Raw genomic sequence first — 20997 nt, 5'->3', positions numbered from 1 at the left:
GAAAAATAATTTTTACCAGGGCTCTCTGTACATGACAAAAAAACTGTCTTGCCCGCACAGGCGGGCAACTATTTGGCATTTGGCACGGCAGTAATTTGATATAACTCGTTGACATACACTAAAAATCATATCACCTTGAACGCCAAAAGGAGGTGATATGGAATGTATCATCGAGTTGAAAGAGAGTTTAAACGTAGAGAAAAATAATCCCCACTGGCTCTATGGAATCGGTTTATTTTGATGAATGGTTGCCCGCCTGTGCGGGCAAGACAGTTTTTTGTCATGTACAGAGCCAAGGCCTTTGGGCAATTGGCTACTTCAATTGCTAACAAACGCTTACCTGAAGCAGCTTGCCCCTGTCTTTTAGCCTATGGCTGCGTTAAAACTTGGGATCCCGAGTTGATGCGCGGGACGTTGAAAACGAATTGTCATCACACTTTAGGAGGTTAAACGAGGGGGCGTACTATGAGGCTCGGGGGATTCAATCAAGAGTTGAGAAATTGCCGCTTTGTTTAAAGTAGTATCGATTTGATAGCTGAATTTTACTTCAGGACGTTCTAATGATGCAGTCAGGTTATGTTTTAATTCAGCACTAAAACGCTCAAATAAATGTTTATCACCGGCGATTAAGCTTTTTATTTGCCGCTCGAGTGCTAAAGCAAACCAAGGAGTAGTGTGTGGAAGTATTGCTTCTACTATTTGGTGAAATCGCGCTTTTTCATCGGGACTGTCTTTGGGTAGCTGGGTGAGAATTACAGCAAAATCAGCATGTCGCTCGATAGGCGCATTTGCTATTATGAGTTCAAATTGCCTTGGGCTTAATTCTGCAGCGGCCATTTTGCAATAAGGTTCCTGGATGTTTCTAAAAATCTCCCAAAATTTATTTTCTTTGATGGACTGCATGAGCTGATCTTCTGATATTTTGTGCAACATGAGGCTCAGACGGTGTTCTCTGTTCTCAATGTCTGACTTATGATTCAACGGTTTCGCTTCGATCCGCCAAAAATGAGTGAGCAAATTTTTAAACTCGGGTAAAGCCGCTCGCTCAGTAATCATTATAATTCGATTGTCGGGCAATGCATTCAAGTCACCCATGAGTTTTAGTTCATTTATAATATACGTTGTTGCATCCAGTTCCTGAATGAATGCGGCAAAAGCCTCATCGGTCCAATCCGTTTTAATCACAGGTTTGGAAGATGCATAGACTGGGGCTATTGAAGCGTTTACTGTTGCCCATTTGGATGCTTGAGGTTTGCTCTCCTTGGTACTTGAGGATGGCGCTGTTTGTTTGATATTTTTCTTGGTATTAATGGCAATAAAATGTTCGGCCAATTTGGCCAGTTCAATTTTAAAAGAAGCAGGATGGGCTAAATGAGTAATCTGATCGATTAACGCTGTTTTTATAGTTACTGTAGCATGAGGCAGAATAGAAACCAGTTTCCCTAGCAAATAAGGATCTGGTTGCAATTTTTTAATCATGTAATTTAGCGCATCATGATTTTTACTGTTCGAAGCAAATAATGCGAATTGATTTCGGTTCAAGGTGTTTGCCGCAGCTTCAATGTAGGTGTCTATATTGAGCAGTTTTAAAAAATCAGGGGAAGCAAGCGATGCAGTTAATTGAGCATCAGAGAGCGATTCAAGAACTACTGTAAATTTGTTCTTTTTATACTCTCTTTTGGATGGCTCAAATTCAAAACCACTAAATTGTCGCCACAGAGAATCCAGCTCCGTCAGGCTGTGAGCTCCTTTTCCTTTGACCGAGCTGAGTCTTCCGACAAGTAACTGAATGTCTTTGTCGCTCATTTGACCCAGTCTGTCCCAAAACTCATCGCCTGATAATTTGGGATTTTTAATTACTTCAATCAATTTGACGATATAAGGTTCTTTGACTTTGGGTGTAGAGCCCTCTTTTGGGGGTTCAGCCTTTGCTTCATCCTGAGATATTAACTGATTTATGGTTTCTGTAAATGTTAAGACGTCTTCAGGGCTATTAAAATCATGTGACTTTGAAAATTTAAATGGCTTCGATTGGGGTTTTGTTTGGGATTTTGCAAAAAAGACATCCTGACCTTTAGTGACTCCAGGTTGAGTTGACGTGGTTGAGTTGGTTTTCTTTTGTGGCTTCAGAGAAACATCCTGATTTTTAGTGTCTCCTGGGTTGGTGGACAGGGTTGAGTCCGCTTTCTCTTGAAGATTGATAGTAATATCCTTATCACTGGTTTGAGCAGGTGCACTCGCGTCGTTTTCTGATAACTTTGAGTGTAGCTGAGTAGTGCTGTTGGATTCTATAGTTGCCCTGGTTAATTCCAGGCCAAAATTGAAGGCAGATATAGAGCCCAGTGAACCGATTTTTGCTCCATTCAAGCTTGATGCGCCAAGCTCTTTACCCTGGATTGCTCCACTAAGGAAACCCAATACACTACCCAAAAAGGCTAATGGAGAAGTTACTACAACGAATGGAACAGAAATCAAAATCAGCATAACTCCACTCAAGATTTTAGGATAATCGGGTTGTGCAATGCGATTCTTTTTAGTTTGTTCTGATGCTAACTGTTCGGATTCGTCAGAGTTAAACTGGGATGTTTTTTTTGGAGGGGGGGGAGTTGTATGGGATTTATTTTTAGGATAATCATTCATTGTAATCTCTATCGATTAAAGCGGTTTTCTAATGTTAATTTTAATGCACAAATATAGGCTTAACAAGTTATTTTTTGATCAATTTCTAGTGAGTGTTAGTTTATGAAGTACATTTGGAAAGAGATGATGACTTCGGCAAAATGATTACTGCATTGTGAGGGATATAAGGGTAATGCGGTACATTAACCTCAAAATTGGCAAATGTTCCTAATTATTCATAAACTTAATATCATAAGCGCGTCGCCACAAAACAGGCTCTAACCAAAGGATTTTCATCATGAGTTACTTCAAAACAAAAACACCTGTGTGCGAGAGTAAAAAGTGCCCTCAGCATATCAGCCTTGAGATTATTCCTCGTACTGTTGATCTAGGTGGATTTGAAGTAGGGCGAGTATTACCGTCCAGAGAAAAAAGGACAGTCGGCCCCTTTATTTTTTGGGATCAAATGGGCCCCGGAGAACTATTGACTGGCAAGGGTATTGATGTTCGTCCTCATCCTCATATTGGTCTTGCTACTATGACTTATTTGTTCTCTGGTTCACTTGAACACAGAGATACGTTGGGAACGTATCAAGCTATTGTTCCGGGTGAGGTCAATTTGATGACGGCAGGACGGGGGATTGCTCATTCGGAACGAACTCCGCAAAAGGATCGTCATAATCCACAGCAATTTTGGGGTGTACAATGTTGGTTGGCTTTACCGTTAAGCAAAGAAGAAATGGCTCCTTCTTTTAATCATTATTCCAGAATGGTTATCCCTGCTCATTATGATGAAAAAGACTTCAATATGCGGGTAGTTGCTGGAGAATGGATGGGTTTAAAATCACCGGTGGCGACTCATTCAGATGCTTTGTTTGTTGAATGTGGGCTTCATGCATCACGACAAATGAGTATTTCTGGATCTGTAGAAGAGCGGGCCATTTTTATTTTAAGCGGTGAAATAAGAATCGATGATGCTGATTATGGCAGTAATAGAATGCTCATTCTAAAACCAGGTTCTGATATTCAAATCACTGCTATTTCCAATTCCAGTTTCATCGTGCTTGGAGGAACCGCTCTGGAAGAGCCACGCTACTTGTGGTGGAATTTTGTATCCAGCAATAAAGAACGAATTGAACAAGCGAAACAAGATTGGTGTAATGGTGCTTTTGGGTCGATTCCTGGTGATGACAAGGAATATATACCTTTACCCAAATAAGTGATACTTCTTTTAGGGGCAGGTAACAGTCTATCTATTTATCCTTGCTTCCTATGCTTTGTGCGCGGCTCTATAGGGTTCTTACTAAAATGAACCTATTTTTAATGAGACCATTTCAAGTCGTTTTTGTTTTCATTGACAGTACTAAAATGGTGCAATTACATGGATACCCAGTATTTTGTGAAGAAAATAATATATGAATCGTAATAAATAATGATAAATTGAGTCATTCTAATTTTATAGTATTGAAAATGAATAAGAACAAACTGGCGCCAGCTATCAGGATGGCTGCTTTAGAAGACGCACAAGCAATCGCAGAAAATCATATTCGTTCCTGGCAGGAAATGTATAAAGAGTTCATTCCTGAGTCTATATTGCAGGAACTGTCCATTGAAGAGCGAACGCAACAATGGTCAGACCTTATAAAACAGAACGTTAAAGTATTAGTTATTGAGGTGCATCATAAAATTGTTGGATTTGCGAGTATTTGCGCCTTTAGAGATGCACATGGTGATGGAGGCAAAGGTGAAATTAGTGCCATTTATTTGCATCCTGATTATTGGCGCTTGGGTTTAGGAACTCAATTATGTCTTGCCGCATTATCCGAATTATCCTCTTCTGGTTATAAAACCATATACCTTTGGGTATTATCTGATAACCATCAAGCACGAAAGTTTTATGAATCTCTGGGCTTTCATAATGCAGGGACAACCAAAATGGAGGAATTTTATGAGGGGGGCGCTTTGTTAGAGGAAGTTCTTTACATGAAAAAGCTTTAGTTTTGTTGGGCGTGAGCTTATTAAATGGTAATGAACCTTAATCTGGAGTGGTTAAGTCAGTAAATAATGTGGTTGACATTTCACTCCATAAACAGGTGGACAACTGATGGTCCTTGAAAGGAAATGTCCATGAGTAGGAGCAAAATACATTGTGAATAAATTTGGGGGAGTAGTGGAGCATCGTTACGTTAAGAATTAATTTTTTCGGTGATTATTGAATTTTTTTAATCACTTACCGATACTGATTTGATTTTTTTATCACCACCATGTGTTTTTTAAGGGCATTTATTGTATAATATTCGTCCTTTTCATATGTGTAGGAAACTTCATGATAAGATCAACCTCAGTTCTAAATTTTCGCAGTATTTCGTCTGAATCACAAGCAGCTTCTTCCACGCCGTCAATCGGAGAGTTAAAATTAAAACATTCCCTTTTTATGGAAAGCCAAAAAGGCACTCCAGCGGATTTGTCTGAGGCATACAGTAAAATAAAGAAACAATTGTTTGAAAATCGCTCTGTAGAAGTGGCTCATTATGCCATAGAACAACTTAAAAAAATTTTAATTGAAGTTGAATCCACTCATAAAGACGTGTTTATCAATTCTCTAAAAGCCAAATGCAGGTATTTATTAGCATGTTGTCTGCTTTATGCAACAGCTCATTCCGGAGAAATAGATCTGGACGTCAATAAGGCAGCTCTTGGATTAATTGAAAGCGCACGGATGCTTGGATTATCAGGTTTGGAAAAAGCACAGGAAATCAGTAATGATTACTATAGAAGAGCCATCCAGCTTACTAAATACTATGAAGCATATTTACACCGATTAAATACCCCATTGCCCGAATCTCCTTGGGGTTCTAAAATAGAAACTCCATTGCGTAAAGTGGTTGGCGAATCTCTGTTTAATCATCAACTCGATGCGGCAAGAATCTATTTGATGGAGGAAATGCCGAAGTTAATCGATGCGATACTTTCTAATGCTATTGATTTTGACTCAAGAATGGGAAAAGACCGATATCTGTCCCCAAGATTACATACTCAATAACTCCCGTTCTTTTTAGGTGTTAGTTGACGTTTGTTTAAAGAACAGAGATGATGCTTTAGCTTGTTTTTGGACAGTGCAGTGATGGTGTCTAACTCGCTAAAGTTCATTCTGTTAATCAATCCTTAAGCTTTAATGTTTTAAACTAAAAAAAAGCCTAGAGGAGACTATCATGTCAAACAAGAAACTTAATGAGCGTTTGAACCATGAACTGGATGAACTTGGTGTACCTGCTTTAATGACGGAGCGCGTTCAAGTATGTTCCAAACTTTTTAAACTTCCCAGGTTTAAAGTAGAGGCATTGCTAAATGGGATAATTACCTTTGATAATTATTCCATGCAAAAAATAGCTGATGAACTTGAAGTCAGTATAGGGTGGTTGATGGGTGTTACAAAAAGTAAAACCAGGCACTAAGGTCTGTTGATAGTTCATCTAATTACCCCTACTTCCCGCGCTTTTTGCGCGGGATCTATCTGTTCTCATTAACGCTGGTGCTGGAAAAATAATTTTTTATCACCGTACTCCGATGCCAATAACGAACTTTCCAACATTAACGTGCCTATGTGGTATTCTTTGCCCTGGTAGTCACCGTAGACTTCATATAGTGGTCCAAAAGGTACTTTTGATAAGGAAAGTCTGAAATCTTCACGTGAGGTTTCTGGAATGATGTTTTGTACTGTACTGGCAGGTTTGAAGTAAATTCGTTCTGGATAAACTGGAATGCCATTATATCTGCCATCGCTTGTCCAGGCAGCCAAATGCCAAAGTGGCAGATTATTAGCTGGGTCACGAGCCCATTCAAATATTTTTTCTATTGCTTTTAAAGTCCAGCTTGTGGGGTGGGGTATCTGATTGGAAAATTCCTTTGCAAAATAATTCCAATTTCCCTGTTGCCCTTCAAGCTGATTCATAACCTGTAAATTTAGAGAGGGATTTTGAGATACCAGGAATTTAATAGCCATTCCGGGAACATAACTGTCATCAGAAGGTGCCGCTCCTAAAGACAGCCTGGCAATACCTATTGCGCCAGTTTCATATATGCCTGTAAAAGGATGGTATGCTGCAGGTATAAAAGCGACTTTACCTACTGAACCGTTGGCATGAATAATTTTCACTCGACCTTTCGGGAGTTCATCACTGGAGTAATCAAAAGTAGGTTTTAAGTTAAATAGGCCATTCAATTTTTCGAGTATTTCTGAAAAACTGTTGCCACTTAGTGGGGGCAAAGGATCCAGTTCATTGCTCAGGGTAATTTCATGCCATAGTAACTCCTGTTTTTCCCCTGCAGGCAGATTTTGGTAATTAGCAGGTAATTGAGCGTATAAAGCCGAGCTTAGGATTAAGTACAAGAGACTGCTAATAACTAAATTGATACAACGGCGCATTTAAACCTCTCCTTGTTAATTTTCAAGACGTAGGAAAGACCCCTGGGTCGAGGTAAAAGGAATTTCAAACGAAGGAGTTAAGTTAAACTCAATACCGATTTAAAAATTCCTTTTAACGAATTGAGTGGGCGTTGTTCCCAAGTCCTGATTCTGTTGAATTCGGTGACAGAGTATACGAATTAGAGATTTTGATCCAGATTCAGCGTGTTAAAGATCATTTATCTTCTGGACTCCATTTAACTTCTTCACCTATCATTACCGCATGTTCGCAGCATGACGAGTTGCAATGGATCATTCCAGATAGACAGCGCTTGAGGCTCTGGTAGAGTGATTAATTCATGCAGACGACAATGATAAGTGAGAATGCAGCTAACAGTACAATTGGAGGATAGAATGATTGATAACAACCCAAATCCAGGCGATGATGAATTACATGAAATGGCAAATCAGTACATAAACACAGCAAGTAAACTGATATTTCAGGATTTGCCTCTCGTCATTTCACAAATTATTGAACATGAAATTTGGAATAAAAGATCTCATCCGTATAAAAATTTTGGCGAGTATGCGCTTGGTCAGTCGCCAGATGGGCTTGGTATTACTAACAATGACTTGTTGTGGCTGTTGAGAGCTGCAATGAACAAAAGTAATCAACACGCTGCTCATTGGGGGGATGTACTTGGTGAAGTAGATACCAGTGTTAGAATGTTAGCAAAAGAAAAGAAAATTCCGATTCGAGAATTACATCGCGATCTGACCGAACAGGATGTTATGAGTATGGAGTTGGCTCAGGAAAATACGATTACTTATCTTCCTTCTCGTTCCAAATCAGCAGATGGTCAACTTTTGAAATTAAGAGCGAGCGATCCTGAAGCTTATGATAATGTAGTCCAAGGAAAAATGAAGCTTAAAGAAGCGATGCCTCAACCGACACGGAAAAAACTACATCCCATTGAGTCGGTAAAAAATAAGTTTTCAAGTTTATCCAAATCAGATCGCGAGGCATTTTTAGCCTGGCTCGAGCAGGAAAGAGAGAATATGGCTTAACCTGGACTGGTCTTATATCAGTTCAATGAGTTTGTTGTTTAATGATGAAACAGGCTCAGGAACAACTGAACATCAGTTAACAAGGTACAGATAAGAGATTTCAGTTGTTCTTCTTCTTGAATGAGTAGTGGTCTGGTTTTTAGTGGTGAAATTCCACCCAGTTACTAAAAGTATCAAGGAATTTTTGTAAATAATTTTTAGTACTTTCATTGGTAATATTATAGTGTTCATCAATCAAGTCTTCTTTATACATGAGGTAGACTTCAGGTTGTCCCATGACGAACATATCGATTCCAACCAAAATGCTGCGCAGATGCGATTGAGCGACTGCAGTGCCTATAACTCCTGGGCTTGTACCGATGATGGCTACAGGTTTATTAGCCCAGGAATTACTACCGTAGGGTCGAGAACCCCAGTCTATGATATTTTTTAAAACTCCGGGAATGGAGCGATTATACTCTGGGGTGGCTATTAAAATTCCATCGGCATGAGCAACTTCATTTTTCAGATCAATCACTGATTGAGGCGGGCTTAATTCAATATCCTGGTTATACAACGGGATTTGGTGCAAATCCAGGATTTTAAACTGAAGCTTGGGGTGATTTAATTTGTCTAGCGCGAGAATAAGTTTTTTATTAAATGATTCGTTTCGTAAACTGCCTATGATTACCTTAACTGTTAACATAGTGAATATCCCTATAGGTTTAAAATAAACAGTATATGCTATATTTAAAAGTTCTCAAAAGCTCCGAGATATACTATCTCAGGTCAATTCACAACAAGATTTTCACCATGGATGACATTGCCTGGTTTAATAGGTTTGGATTCAGTTACTGTTCTGCTTGAAGACTCTTGGGTGCCGGGCTTTTCGACCAGAACCTGGCTGTGGGTTGACTGTTGGAAGAGCATGAAAAAGCATGCGATAAACAAGATGCTGAACCGATTAATAACCATATCAATTACCCAAATAAAATAAAATTTGCACTATATTAACACAAATGCGAACTGTGTGCATTAAAATTGTTCTGTTTTTTAAGGTGGATAAAATCTGTCAAGTTATGAAATCTGGGCTAATCTTAATGTATATCAGCTACAATTCATAAAAATAAATAATTCAGAGGGAATTGAATGAGCAGATTGTTAATGGTGGTGCTGGCCATATTAAGTCTATTGACAGTTTCTTGTAATAACTCAACTTCCAATGTACCAGCTACGCCTGTTGAAGTGGATGTGGCATTACCATTAATAAAAAAAATTGTCGAATGGGATGAGTATACAGGTCGTTTTCAGGCCATTGAAGATGTTGATATCCGATCGCGCGTTACAGGTTATTTAACTTCAATTAATTTTAAGGACGGTCAAATCGTTAAAAAAGGAGATGTATTGTTTGAGATTGATCCCAGACCGTTTCAATATGCCTTGGAGGTCGCTATTGCTGAGGAAGATTTGGCCAAAAAACAATACGATAGGGCTCAAAAACTTAAGGCATCCAGTTTTATTTCTGCCGAGGCGATTGATCAACGCTATAAAGAGATGCAAGTAGCTACTACCAAGGTTAATGAAGCCAAATTAAATCTGGAGTTTACTCATATTACTGCTCCCATTGGTGGCCGAATAAGCCGTTACTATGTCAGTGTTGGGAATCTGATTAAAATGAATGATACCATTTTAACCAAAATTATATCCCTGGATCCCATCCATTTTTATTTTGAATTCAGTCAAAATGATTTGCTTAAATACATCAGGCTGGATAAGTCAGGAAAACTTCCCAGGGCAGATGCTCATTCGAATACCATTATGGTCAAATTACAGGATGAAACTCAGTTTGTTCATAAAGGCAAAATGGATTTTATCGACAACGTGGTCGATCAGGGCACTGGAACGATACAAGGGCGTGCTCTTATTCCCAATCCTGATAACATCCTTTATCCTGGCTTTTTTGGCAGGGCACGATTAATCAGCAGCGGTGAGTATGAGGCCATTTTGTTGCCTGATAAAGCAATCAACACCGATCAATCCAAGAACTATGTATACATTGTTGATAAGCAAAATAAGGTTCAGCGTGTGTATATTGAACTCGGAGCCTTGCGTGATAGTGGTTTTTATGTGATCAAATCAGGTCTTAAAGGGAATGAACATGTTGTTATCAGCGGCATTCAACGAATTCGAGTACCTGAACAGGAAGTGAAGCCGGTTCTGATTAAATTGTCTGAATAAAAATAATCCTATATAACGGGACTCTATTAATGAAAATGCCTCATTTTTTTATAGAAAGACCGATATTTGCTTCTGTACTGTCAATTATCATCGTAATTGTCGGTTCTTTAGCCTATTTTAACTTGCCTATAGAGCAATACCCTCAAGTCGTTCCTCCCACCATTCAGGTGACTGCATCGTATCCAGGAGCTAATGCAAAAATTGTGGCAGAAACCGTAGCTACACCCATTGAGCAAGAAATGAATGGTGTAGAAAACATGCTCTATATGGATTCGCAATCAAGCGATGATGGACAAATGCGATTGACGATTACCTTTAAAATGGGTACCGATTTGGATATGGCCCAGGTTCTTGTTCAAAACAGGGTGGCGATAGCGGAGCCACGATTGCCAGAAGCGGTGCGTCGTATAGGTATAAAAACAGTAAAAAATTCTCCCGATTTGTTGTTGGTTATTAATATGTATTCACTGAATAAAAAGTACGATCAAACCTATTTGGGTAATTATGCTGTACTGCAAATCAGGGATAAAATAAAACGTATAGACGGAGTGGGCGATATTCGGTTGGTGGGTGCCAGTGAATATGCGATGCGAATTTGGCTTAATCCTGATTTAATGAATTCTTATGATTTGACCGCCAATGAGGTGATCAACGCACTGGCGTCGCAGAACGTCCAGATTGCCAGCGGTACCCTGAATAGATCGCCGCAAAAGTCCCAGTTGGGTATTGAGTACACGATAGAAACTCAGGGACGCCTGATAAAGCCAGAACAATTCGCTCAAATCATCATTAAATCGGGAGAAAATGGCCGCCTTGTCCGTTTGAAAGATATTGGCAGGGTGGAATTAGGGACACAAGAATATGCTACAAAAGGATATCTGGGAAAAAATCCTGCCATTGCATTGCCTGTTTTTCAGCGTCCGGGAACTAACGCGATTGAGGCCGCAAATGAAATAAAGGCGACCATGCAAGAGCTGTCAAAATCATTTCCGGAAGGGGTTGTTTATGACATTGTTTATAATCCGACGAATTTTGTTGCCGAATCCATCAATGCTGTAAAACGCACAATTTATGAAGCTGTTTTATTTGTGGTTTTAGTGATTTTACTGTTTTTGCAATCCTGGCGTGCTGCGATTATTCCTATTATTGCAATTCCAATTTCATTGATTGGAACGTTTGCTGTCATGGATGCAGTAGGTTTTTCGTTAAATTATTTAACTTTATTTGGTTTGGTTTTGGCAATTGGAATTGTTGTAGATGATGCCATCGTGGTTATTGAAAATATGGAGCGTAATATCCGTTCGGGCATGAGCCCGCGTGAAGCGGCACACAAAACCATGTCAGAAGTAGGCTCCGCCTTGGTTGCAATTGGTTTGGTTCTGGTCTCTGTGTTTTTACCCACCTTGTTCCTGGAAGGATTATCCGGACGATTTTATCAGCAATTTGGAGCAACGATTTCTATTGCAACGATTATTTCCGTTTTTGTCTCTCTAACCTTAAGCCCTTCATTGGCTGCTTTATTGCTTAAATCCCATGAACATAATAATGAGAGATTTAATCGGGAAAAGTGGAGGAATCCCATAAGAATGGGTCTGGAGGGATTTAATCGTTTCATTGATTCCATTTCAAGGTTTTATGGCCGATTCATCGCTAAATTAATCCATCATACCGGCAAGATGTTATCTATTTACATTCTTTTTATTTTAGTCACTGTATTATTATTTGGCTCTGTACCCAGAGGCTTTATACCTAAACAGGATCAGGGATATTTTATCGTTTCCATTCAATTACCACCCGGAGCGTCCCTTAGCCGTACCGATGCGGTAGTCCAAGACGCAATCAATAAAATATTAGCGATTCCCGGGATTAAAAATGCGGTTGCTTTTGCTGGATTTTCCGGGGCAATTTATATTAATTCATCAAATTCTGCTGCGATTTTTTCAGTATTAAAGCCTTTTGAGGAGCGAAGAAAACTTGGATTGAGTTACAATCAGATTTTGACTCAGTTAAGGAAGGAGCTGGGCTCGATTAAAGATGCGTTTATTGTGGTCATTCCGCCTCCTCCTGTCCGTGGTATCGGTAATGCAGGGGGATTTAAGATGATGATTGAGGATAGGGGAGGGCGAGGTACGCAGGTATTATATGATGCTGTAATGACCCTTGCGCAAAAAGCGAATCAGGCTAAAGCAACCACATCAGTATTTACCTTGTTTGAAAACAGCACGCCCAAAGTTTTTCTGGATTTTGATAAAGAGAAAGCCGAGCAGCTTGGAGTACCTGTTGCCCGAGTGAATGAAGCACTAGAAGTGTATCTGGGTTCGGTATTTGTCAATGAATTTAATTATTTGGGACGAACTTATCGAGTGATTGCTCAGGCTGATGATGAATACCGTAAACGAACAGAGGATATTTATCAAATCAAAGTTCGTAATAATCAGAATGAAATGGTTCCAATCGGCTCCCTTGCAACAATCAAGATTACAGAGAGCCCTGCGAGAATGCCTCGATACAATCTGTATCCAGCAATTGATTTATTGGGAGACATAACACCTGGCTACAGTACAGGCGACGCTCTGGCTACGATGGAGCAATTGGCTAATGAATATTTACCGGAAGGGATTAGTTATGAGTGGACCGACATTGCTTACCAACAAAAAACAGCTGGTAATACCGCTGTTATTGCTTTTCTCCTGGGAGTGGTTTTTGTCTATCTGGTCTTGGCTGCTCAATATGAAAGTTTGACCTTGCCTTTGGCGGTGATTCTGATTGTTCCCATGTGTTTGTTTTCTTCGATGTTAGGGATAAAAATCCTGGGTATGGAAAATAATATTATGACTCAAATGGGGTTTATTATACTAATAGGACTGGCTTCGAAAAATGCCATTTTGATTGTTGAGTTTGCTCGTACCCTTGAACAGAATGGCGCCAGTCGTTGGAAAGCGGCTATTCAGGCAGCCAAGCTTAGATTACGACCAATTTTAATGACTTCTGTTGCCTTTATTCTTGGTGTATTCCCTCTGGTCATTGCAGAGGGCGCTGGCGCTGAAATGCGTCAAGCGCTTGGTGTGGCGGTGTTTAGCGGCATGATCGGCGTAACCTTTTTTGGCTTGATTTTTACTCCGGTTTTTTATGTACTGACCAGTAAATTGGCGAGCATGTTTTCAAACAATAAAAGCCAAAATAAATCGGATGCTCTTTAAACTCAATCTCTGAATTAGTAGTGAATGAACGTAAGGGTTTCCAAGAATCAGATACTGATTTTTGAAAAGGAATAGACATGGGACAACAAAGGACATTTAAACTGTTAATTACTACCGAGCTTGTTACCGAGGGATAGCGGGTTGATGTATTGAATTAAGATGAGGATAAAATTCAGTTTAGAACCACTTTTTGTTGCATGGAGCACCTGACAGGTTTTGAGTGTTCCATATGTTTTACATGACCACAGCTTTTTTGCCGCAAATTGTCCTTGATATGGTAAGATTGGCGCTGATTTTAAAAGTGAGTTATATATGATTAAAGTAGGGCAGTTTAATAAATTAAACGTGATTAAAGAAGTACCCTTTGGTTTTTATCTTGATGGTGACGATTGGGGCGAAATCTTGTTGCCGAACAAATTTGTCCCTGAAGGTACTAAAGTAAATGATTCATTAGATGTGTTTATTTATTTTGACTCCGATGACAAGATTATTGCCACCACACAGCGGCCTCGCGTCAGATTAGATCATTGTGCCTTTTTAAAGGTTATTGATGTCAATCGTGTAGGTGCTTTCCTGGATTGGGGTCTGGATAAGGATTTATTGGTCCCTGTGCCGGAGCAGCAAAGGCTAATGGAATTGGGTAAATCTTATATCGTTTATGTCAAACAAGATAGTAAAGGCCGCATTATTGCCAGTTCGAAACTGGATCATTTTCTGGATAAAACTCCGTTTAATTTGAAACGAGGGGATGAGGTGAGTCTGCTTATTGCTGAAACTACCGATTTGGGAACCAAGGTGATTATCAATGATCGTCATTGGGGGCTGATCCATTCCGGGGATATATTTCAAACTTTAAATTACGGCAGAAGAATGCCTGGATATATTAAGACGGTCCGGGATGATGGGAAAGTTGATGTTGTTTTAAGAAAATTGGGGCGTGACAGCGTTCATGAACTGGCAGGGCGTATCCTTGCTCAATTAAATCAAAACGGTGGCTTTCTACCCCTGCATGATAAAAGCTCTTCACAAGAAATTATGCGTGCATTCGGTGATAGCAAAAAAAGTTTTAAAAGTGCGATTGGCCAGCTTTATAAAGAGGGTGTGATCTCTATCGAGGATAATGGAATTCGATTACGCAATAAACCCAGCAACATCAAATGATTTTGTTTCTATATACGGAGAGATAATCGCTACAGGATAAAAACGTTAAAGCATCGGATCAACTAAGTCTTAGCATCAGGTAGCTGCCGTTAAATAAATTTAAGCCGAATTCCCGCGGCGAAGACCGCGGGAACTAATGCTTGAGTGCCACCTTCATGGATCCCGCGGTCACAGCCGCGGGAATTCGCTTGAGATTTGAGTACATGCTGTTTTCGAATTTCCGCGGCTGTGACCGAGGAAGGGTAGAACAGGTCTTGTTTTTAAAAATGAATAGACGATTTGGCATTGCATTCGGGATAACTTTTCCCATGAGTATCGAGAGATCCCCCTTAACTTTCTATCCACTTGATTCCTTAAGATAACAGTGTACTATTCATTTTTTTGAAACAGGGAAGGTTATGAAAACATATCATGTATTAAAAGGGATCTTTTGTGTTTGGTTTTCTATTGTGTTCTGCGTAAATGGTTACGCGGCTGCTGCGTCAAATCAAACTCTGGTACGGTACGTCTCAATGGGGGAGTTTTCCAAGAAAACAGCTCAGGTTGCATTAAATAAAATGCCCCCGCTGGATACTCTCACCGTTCATCATAAACTGCAATTGTATAAAATTCTTTACAGAACCCCCGCTCCCGATGGAAGCCTGACGATTGCTTCCGGACTGGTTGCTATGCCAGTATCTCCAACCACCAAGGTTGGGATAGTCAGTTACCAGCATGGCACACGGTTTGAACGTAATGATGTACCCTCTCGTAATAATGAAAAGAACTATATGTATCTGGCTGCATTGGGTAGTAGTGCAGGTTATATGATAGTCATGCCTGACTACCTTGGTCTTGGGGATAATGAACTGCCTATTCATCCTTATGTGCAGAGTGACACACTCGCCAGTAGCAGTGTGAATATGCTAATCGCCGCAAAGGAACTGGCTCATACTTTAAATTATCCAATCAGTGAAAAGCTGTTTCTTGCCGGTTATTCTGAAGGAGGTTTTTCTACCAATGTCATGTTTGAATTACTGGTAAATCAATATCCCGATCTTCCAGTTACCGCGGTTGCTTCCGGATCAGCTCCATATGATTGGGATGAAACCATGAGTTTCATTATGCTTGACCCAGGCCCTCGTGCAACAGCCTATCTGGCTTATTTCTTTTATACATTACAAACTTACAGACATTATTGGGCTGATTTTAGTGAACTTTTTGTGCCGCCTTATAATACACTGATTCCTGTTTTATTGGATGGTAATCATACCGCAGCCGAAATTCTCCAGGCCTTGCCTTTGAATCCACAACTCATACTACAACCTGCTTTTTTTAGTGGAATTATTAACCAAACGGATGAACATCTCGATATACTCAAAGCCAATTTCAATCACTATGATTTTGTTCCTAATGCTCCATTTTTGATGATAGGAACTAAGGGAGATCGCGATGTTCCTTATCATGGCGCTGAAACTGCCTATGACATTTTCAGGCAAAAAAGCGATCAAGTTTTTATTAAGTCAATCAGTGACACCCTGGATCACATACAGGCTCACCCCTATGTTCTTAAGGAGCAAGTAGAGTTTTTCAGGCAATTTGAGGATTGATTGATACAATGAACAAAGAGGTTGAATTGAATGGTGTTACACTTGAATTCAATTCAATGAGTATAGCGCATCACAATGAGGCAGAGCTCAAAATTCAGCAACCAAGTCGTCATCAGAAGATCGTGTTTGGTATTGAGGATGATAAAACATCTTGATTTTGAGATGTTTCATCATCCAAAGGAAATAGGGGCCAACTTTAGATTTTATTGCCTGGTCCTTGATCCAGCTTGTCCTGGATTTCGTCCACGATTTTTGATGATTCTGTTTTACGCACAAAGAAGAATGATCTATTGTTTGCCAGATTAATTGCTCCTTTAACCAGCAATCCGACACCGGCAGTTGGTATTGCGATAGCTAAATTGATTAAAAACTCAGACCAGCCTCTATGTTTTTGCAGTTGAGGACGCTCTTGATTAATAACATCAGTACAGGTTTTATTGAACGTCTGGCGATCCCCATCCTTTTGCAATTGTTGAAACGCATCAGTCAAGGTGCTGTGTATGTTCATTGCACTTTGATAGGCATTTAAATGACCATCTCGCAGCAACTCCATGGCCTTGGTTCTAAGTTTATATAATTCACTATGAAAAGGACTTACTAAATCTTGAGGTTTTTGTTGAGGTTTAGATATGATTTGAGGTGTAATGGGGGGCTCAACGCGTACTTCCGGAACAGATGATTGGACAGGAGTTCTTTCTGATTGCTCTTTTTTATCAGATTGAATTACACGTCCCATCTCTTCAACTGCATCCGCTTCCAGCTGTGCTAATGGTCCACCTTGAACTCCTAACACCTTATAAGTTCCTGTATTATTTGTTGCCCCTTTTCCTAGCATGTTATCCAGATTAATGATGTTTTTTTGTGTAGGTTCACCTGAGTCATGACCATGAGCATAAAACATTCGATATCCATTATGATCTTGTTCTCTGTTTAAATAATAATAATCACGATTCCATATTAAAAAGGTTACGGGATCATTTTTAAAGTCTCTGGGATTTGACATGTTTTTTGTCAGGGTATGAACTGTTCCTGCTTTAACGTGTTTGTCAAATACTGCATTAATCGCTTCTATGGTTCTTGCTAAATTTTCAGCAGTATCGTCTTTGTAAACGACCCCATCATCTTTAAAAAGTTCTGTCAGAGAACGAATAGTTTCTAATCCTATGCCCGCATGACTGTATACTGTAAGGTTGTCGCCATTGAGAGTATAGGAGATTAATTTCAAGTTGGGTAAGTAATTGGCTTGAACCAATTGAGCGACTTCATCTTTTGTAATAACTCCACGTTCAATCAGAGCTCTCATGTTATCCATTGATCTGGATTGCCCCATAAAACCAATATTGGGAGCATATAACTCCTGATTTTGTTCATATGGAATCATAAATTCAATACCATGATTTGAAAGCAGTATTTCTGTTTGAACACCTGACTTGTTGAGTTTCTCAAGAATTTTAAAAATGAAATAGTCGTTTTGGCCGCGGTCGCAGATTTCATCGCCAACAAAACGTATGAGAGGTTTTTCTCCAATTTCCAAATTATCAACAATAGCATTAAAGGCTTGAATATCTTCTTTAGTTAGATTGTCCTTCAGATAGATATCTTTTAATTGAGTGTATTGAGCGTCACTTATCTTTACAACACCATTCGTCACTAAAAAATACATCATCAACATTGCGTTAGCATGCAAGTCCCCGATGGTGATCTCCGTTGCTGTGGTAATGTCTGCTTGAGGACATTTATAAATATCAATTCCAGGTTTTTCAATTTTAGAATGGGTCATTTTGCACCGCCGTCACGTTGGTTTTATTTAGAGTTGTTCTTATTATAGACAAGGTATATTAAGAAATTATTAAGCTGGTCTATAGTAGCATGACTGAGGAGATTATTTGGGTCGCACAAGGGGAGCATCATTGTGTTGGATTATACTCAAAATTAATTGGTGTAGTGAGTACAGATAATGCCAATTGAATCGTATTGTTTATATCTTTTAATGTGCTAAAGCCTACAAGGGTTTCCTGGTTCATGATTTCTTTAAAGGGTTCTAGATTAGAAAGTGGCTCACTAACTTCCGCATAATGTTCGGAATATTTTCTAAGCAAATCAAATGAGTCTGCTGTAACGGAGTTGCGAGGGAGTATTTCTGTGTGCCAATGGCCCATTTGATGGGAATCGGGATTAATTTTGTATGCGCTGATCCTGTTTTTTGTTTCGATGAAAACAGAGAGTTGGGACTTACGTAGATAAATACCAATAATACCATTAAAATCAATAGGATGGGTTCTAGTAATCACTGACGATTCAACTGCAGTTGTTGGATATGTATTAGCTGCTGTTAATACACTGAAACTGGTATCATACATTGTTATTCCTGATTATTTTTTAATAATTTTAATTAGGGTCTGTTGACACTCGAAATGACGTATTTTTTACTCTATAAATAGTGTTTACATAACCCTAGGTGTGTTGACAATTTATCAATTAACTCTCAACGTCCCACGACTTCGTATGTATTAGTTATTGTACAGGAGTAAGCTTAGGGTTTACTTAAAGAGTTAAATAAAATGAACAAATCAGTCATAAAAGTTTAAAATAAAAGAGTGTATTTTAAGCACGCTATTGTACAGTGTGTTGTGCCTTATGAATCAAACAATCCCTTTATCCAAATAATCAAGGGGAAGGGCCGTAGTGTCATTAATCGTCCGTAATATAAAACTTGAGTGAACCGTTTCAACTCCATGGATGGCCGATAACTTACCCAGTAAAAATGCTTGATATGCCTGGAGATCAGGTACAATGATTTTTAACAGATAATCTGCTGATTGTCCTGTTATGAGGTAACATTGTACCACCTCAGGCAGAAAACGGACGGTTTCTTCAAAGGCATTCATAATGGCAGGCTTATGACTGTTTAATCCTACAAGCACTATAACCGTTAAATGCAAGCCTAAATGTTCAGGCTCGAGAAGCGCAACTTGCTTTTTTATATACCCTTGAGCCTCCAATAATTTAACTCGCCGCAGGCAAGAGGAAGGAGAGAGTGCGACCAAGTCAGCTAATTCCTGATTGCTGATCTGAGAATTTGTTTGTAGAAGTTCAAGAATTTTCTTATCTGTACGATCCATCAAAATGCCTCTTTTCAATAAAAAATAGGAGATACAATTAATAGTTTAGAATTTACTATCAAAAATATCTATTTTAGTGAAATTAAAATTCATTATCACGCATTTATAGTCTCATTTTGCAATTTAATTTCAATGATAATCAGTTAAAATCAGTGTTTGTTAATAATTTGGACACCATGTTCGCGTTAATCGCTTTTTTGAGAGGAATTATGTCAAACTCACGAATTCTTGCCTGGTTTGTATGGATTATTGTGTCCATATTTTACGCTTATCAATACGTTCTCAGAGTGATGCCTAGTATTATGATGGGTGATATTACCACTCAGTTTCATATTGATGCTGCTGTATTTGGCCAATTTTCAGGAATTTATTATCTGGGGTATTCTTTGATGCATTTACCTATAGGCATCATGCTCGATCGCTTTGGTCCGCGTAAAGTTATGTCGGTATGCATTTTACTGACTGTTGTTGGATTATTGCCAATATTATTTGCAGAGCATTGGATTTATCCCTTGATTGGTAGAGCATTAATCGGGATTGGTTCTTCTGCTGCTATTTTAGGAACATTTAAAATAATCCGTATGACGTTTAAGGAACAGCATTTTCCTCGGATGTTGAGTATTTCCGTTATGATTGGGCTTATAGGTGCTGTTTATGGTGGAGGGCCTGTAAGTTATTTGTGCTCTACCTTGGGTTATCAGGTGGTCGTTGAGTTGTTCGTTATTCTTGGCCTGGCACTGGCTTGTATTACTTATTTTATTGTTCCTGATGTTGAGGCAACGCATCAGGATTCTGTTATAGCCAATATAAAGGCCGTATTTACCAATAGTGATGTCATCCTGTTGTGTTGTTTCGCTGGTTTGATGCTTGGACCTCTTGAAGGCTTTTCTGATGTATGGGGATCAGTTTTTTTAAAACAGGCTTATGGTTTTGATGTGACGACTGCCAATTACCTTCCATCAATGATTTTTATTGGGATGTGTTTTGGTTCCCCTGTGTTAAGTTTGATCGCTGAAAAATCAGGTTATTACATGGGTACTATTATCGCAGCAGGCGCTGTAATGTGCCTTATATTCAGTACCCTGGTGATGGGGGTCTTAACAGTAACGTCTATTTCCGTGAGTTTTATCTTAGTGGGTATGTGTTGTGCTTACCAAATATTGGCGATATACAAAGCGTCTACTTATGTGCCGGATAATCTGGCGGGTCTTACCACTGCAGTTGCTAATATGATCATTATGAGTTTTGGCTACGGTTTCCATTCTGTCATTGGTTATGTCATTAACGCTAATGGCGGAACTGAAGTGGTTCGGGCTTTTACTTATGGTATAGGGATCATTCCAGTGACCCTGGCTTTAGGTATTATTGGCTTTGTAATCATGGCATATAGAGAACGAAATAGGGTACCTGGTCGTTTGGATGTGCAATTTAATTGATTGAGGGGAACTGATGCTTTGTTCCTCGATAATCCACGGCTGTCCCATTAAAAATATGCCGTCTTTCCGAGCGTAGCGAGGAATCTCCTGCAAGGTTGCACGATCCCATTAAAATGGGGCCATTAAAATCATATCAAGAGTTGAGTCTCCCCAGCCAGCCTTTTTCTGCAGGCGCCTAAT

17 protein-coding genes are annotated in these 20997 nt (G+C 39.3%); 11 read left to right on the top strand and 6 right to left on the bottom strand.

The features are described 5' to 3' along the window. Positions 1–438: 438 nt before the first annotated feature. Positions 439–2640 carry a hypothetical protein gene (locus ELY21_RS12790; protein WP_127110044.1) on the bottom strand — a complete coding sequence of 734 codons (2202 nt, stop codon included), beginning with the start codon at positions 2638–2640 and terminating at the stop codon, positions 439–441. Positions 2641–2917: 277 nt separating this feature from the next. Here ELY21_RS12790 and ELY21_RS12785 point away from each other — a divergent pair, with 277 nt between their 5' ends. From ELY21_RS12785 to ELY21_RS12770, 4 genes are all read left to right on the top strand, one after another. Further along, a complete protein-coding gene (locus ELY21_RS12785; protein ID WP_127110042.1) occupies positions 2918–3838 on the top strand; it encodes a pirin family protein in 921 nt (306 codons plus the stop codon). 251 nt (positions 3839–4089) lie between these two features. Beyond that, positions 4090–4617, top strand: a complete 528-nt coding sequence (locus ELY21_RS12780; protein WP_127110040.1) for a GNAT family N-acetyltransferase — start codon at positions 4090–4092, stop codon at positions 4615–4617. Positions 4618–4945: 328 nt separating this feature from the next. Then, positions 4946–5662 carry a hypothetical protein gene (locus ELY21_RS12775; protein WP_127110038.1) on the top strand — a complete coding sequence of 239 codons (717 nt, stop codon included), beginning with the start codon at positions 4946–4948 and terminating at the stop codon, positions 5660–5662. 169 nt (positions 5663–5831) lie between these two features. After that, on the top strand, positions 5832–6074 hold the full coding sequence (locus ELY21_RS12770) for a hypothetical protein (protein WP_028384983.1): 243 nt from the start codon (positions 5832–5834) through the stop codon (positions 6072–6074). Between the two features lie 68 nt (positions 6075–6142). Here the strand turns inward: ELY21_RS12770 and ELY21_RS12765 are convergent, their stop codons facing one another. Further along, positions 6143–7045 (bottom strand): hypothetical protein, encoded by a 903-nt coding sequence (locus ELY21_RS12765; RefSeq protein WP_127110036.1) that lies wholly within the window; start codon positions 7043–7045, stop codon positions 6143–6145. 393 nt (positions 7046–7438) lie between these two features. On the opposite strand from ELY21_RS12765, the gene ELY21_RS12760 reads away from it, so the two are divergent. Continuing rightward, on the top strand, positions 7439–8092 hold the full coding sequence (locus ELY21_RS12760) for a hypothetical protein (protein ID WP_233588713.1): 654 nt from the start codon (positions 7439–7441) through the stop codon (positions 8090–8092). Positions 8093–8231: 139 nt separating this feature from the next. Here ELY21_RS12760 and ELY21_RS12755 read toward each other — a convergent pair whose 3' ends face one another. Beyond that, complete coding sequence (locus ELY21_RS12755) at positions 8232–8777, bottom strand: NADPH-dependent FMN reductase (RefSeq protein WP_127110032.1); 546 nt, start codon at positions 8775–8777, stop codon at positions 8232–8234. 443 nt (positions 8778–9220) lie between these two features. Between ELY21_RS12755 and ELY21_RS12750 the strand changes: the two genes are divergently transcribed. The 5 genes from ELY21_RS12750 (at position 9221) to ELY21_RS15645 (ending at position 16414) form a co-directional block, all read left to right on the top strand. Beyond that, positions 9221–10309, top strand: coding sequence for an efflux RND transporter periplasmic adaptor subunit (locus ELY21_RS12750; protein WP_127110030.1), 1089 nt, complete (start codon positions 9221–9223; stop codon positions 10307–10309). Positions 10310–10338: 29 nt separating this feature from the next. Then, positions 10339–13509, top strand: a complete 3171-nt coding sequence (locus ELY21_RS12745) for an efflux RND transporter permease subunit (protein ID WP_127110028.1) — start codon at positions 10339–10341, stop codon at positions 13507–13509. A gap of 312 nt (positions 13510–13821) precedes the next feature. Then, the gene (locus ELY21_RS12740) at positions 13822–14670 is read left to right on the top strand and encodes a S1 RNA-binding domain-containing protein (protein WP_127110026.1); all 849 of its coding nucleotides are present in this window, start codon (positions 13822–13824) and stop codon (positions 14668–14670) included. A gap of 398 nt (positions 14671–15068) precedes the next feature. After that, complete coding sequence (locus ELY21_RS12735) at positions 15069–16259, top strand: S9 family peptidase (RefSeq protein ID WP_127110024.1); 1191 nt, start codon at positions 15069–15071, stop codon at positions 16257–16259. An 8-nt stretch (positions 16260–16267) separates the two neighbouring features. Beyond that, a complete protein-coding gene (locus ELY21_RS15645) occupies positions 16268–16414 on the top strand; it encodes a hypothetical protein (RefSeq protein ID WP_158618562.1) in 147 nt (48 codons plus the stop codon). Between the two features lie 41 nt (positions 16415–16455). Here the strand turns inward: ELY21_RS15645 and wip are convergent, their stop codons facing one another. The 3 genes from wip to ELY21_RS12720 all read right to left on the bottom strand — a co-directional run bounded on the left by wip (position 16456) and on the right by ELY21_RS12720 (position 19387). Then, the gene (gene wip / locus ELY21_RS12730) at positions 16456–18039 is read right to left on the bottom strand and encodes a Dot/Icm T4SS effector Wip (protein ID WP_127110022.1); all 1584 of its coding nucleotides are present in this window, start codon (positions 18037–18039) and stop codon (positions 16456–16458) included. Positions 18040–18166: 127 nt separating this feature from the next. After that, positions 18167–18619, bottom strand: a complete 453-nt coding sequence (locus ELY21_RS12725; RefSeq protein WP_127110020.1) for a hypothetical protein — start codon at positions 18617–18619, stop codon at positions 18167–18169. 282 nt (positions 18620–18901) lie between these two features. Next, a complete protein-coding gene (locus tag ELY21_RS12720) occupies positions 18902–19387 on the bottom strand; it encodes an Lrp/AsnC family transcriptional regulator (protein WP_127110097.1) in 486 nt (161 codons plus the stop codon). Between the two features lie 203 nt (positions 19388–19590). On the opposite strand from ELY21_RS12720, the gene ELY21_RS12715 reads away from it, so the two are divergent. Continuing rightward, positions 19591–20817, top strand: a complete 1227-nt coding sequence (locus ELY21_RS12715) for an MFS transporter (RefSeq protein ID WP_199741712.1) — start codon at positions 19591–19593, stop codon at positions 20815–20817. The last annotated feature ends 180 nt before the right edge of the window (positions 20818–20997 follow it).

Origin of the sequence: Legionella sp. km535 (genome assembly GCF_003990085.1) — a bacterium.
In the GTDB taxonomy this organism is placed as follows: Bacteria; Pseudomonadota; Gammaproteobacteria; order Legionellales; family Legionellaceae; genus Legionella; species Legionella moravica.
Note: the sequence above shows the minus strand (reverse complement) of the source record. Positions and strands in the feature narration are given on the sequence as shown.

Bases quoted from the DNA above. Each gene is read 5' to 3' on its own strand.
- ELY21_RS12790 (WP_127110044.1), bottom strand. From the start codon at position 2,640: ATGAATGATTATCCTAAAAATAAATCCCATACAACTCCCCCCCCTCCA.
- ELY21_RS12785 (WP_127110042.1), top strand. From the start codon at position 2,918: ATGAGTTACTTCAAAACAAAAACACCTGTGTGCGAGAGTAAAAAGTGC.
- ELY21_RS12780 (WP_127110040.1), top strand. From the start codon at position 4,090: ATGAATAAGAACAAACTGGCGCCAGCTATCAGGATGGCTGCTTTAGAA.
- ELY21_RS12775 (WP_127110038.1), top strand. From the start codon at position 4,946: ATGATAAGATCAACCTCAGTTCTAAATTTTCGCAGTATTTCGTCTGAA.
- ELY21_RS12770 (WP_028384983.1), top strand. From the start codon at position 5,832: ATGTCAAACAAGAAACTTAATGAGCGTTTGAACCATGAACTGGATGAA.
- ELY21_RS12765 (WP_127110036.1), bottom strand. From the start codon at position 7,045: ATGCGCCGTTGTATCAATTTAGTTATTAGCAGTCTCTTGTACTTAATC.
- ELY21_RS12760 (WP_233588713.1), top strand. From the start codon at position 7,439: ATGATTGATAACAACCCAAATCCAGGCGATGATGAATTACATGAAATG.
- ELY21_RS12755 (WP_127110032.1), bottom strand. From the start codon at position 8,777: ATGTTAACAGTTAAGGTAATCATAGGCAGTTTACGAAACGAATCATTT.
- ELY21_RS12750 (WP_127110030.1), top strand. From the start codon at position 9,221: ATGAGCAGATTGTTAATGGTGGTGCTGGCCATATTAAGTCTATTGACA.
- ELY21_RS12745 (WP_127110028.1), top strand. From the start codon at position 10,339: ATGAAAATGCCTCATTTTTTTATAGAAAGACCGATATTTGCTTCTGTA.
- ELY21_RS12740 (WP_127110026.1), top strand. From the start codon at position 13,822: ATGATTAAAGTAGGGCAGTTTAATAAATTAAACGTGATTAAAGAAGTA.
- ELY21_RS12735 (WP_127110024.1), top strand. From the start codon at position 15,069: ATGAAAACATATCATGTATTAAAAGGGATCTTTTGTGTTTGGTTTTCT.
- ELY21_RS15645 (WP_158618562.1), top strand. From the start codon at position 16,268: ATGAACAAAGAGGTTGAATTGAATGGTGTTACACTTGAATTCAATTCA.
- wip (WP_127110022.1), bottom strand. From the start codon at position 18,039: ATGACCCATTCTAAAATTGAAAAACCTGGAATTGATATTTATAAATGT.
- ELY21_RS12725 (WP_127110020.1), bottom strand. From the start codon at position 18,619: ATGTATGATACCAGTTTCAGTGTATTAACAGCAGCTAATACATATCCA.
- ELY21_RS12715 (WP_199741712.1), top strand. From the start codon at position 19,591: ATGTCAAACTCACGAATTCTTGCCTGGTTTGTATGGATTATTGTGTCC.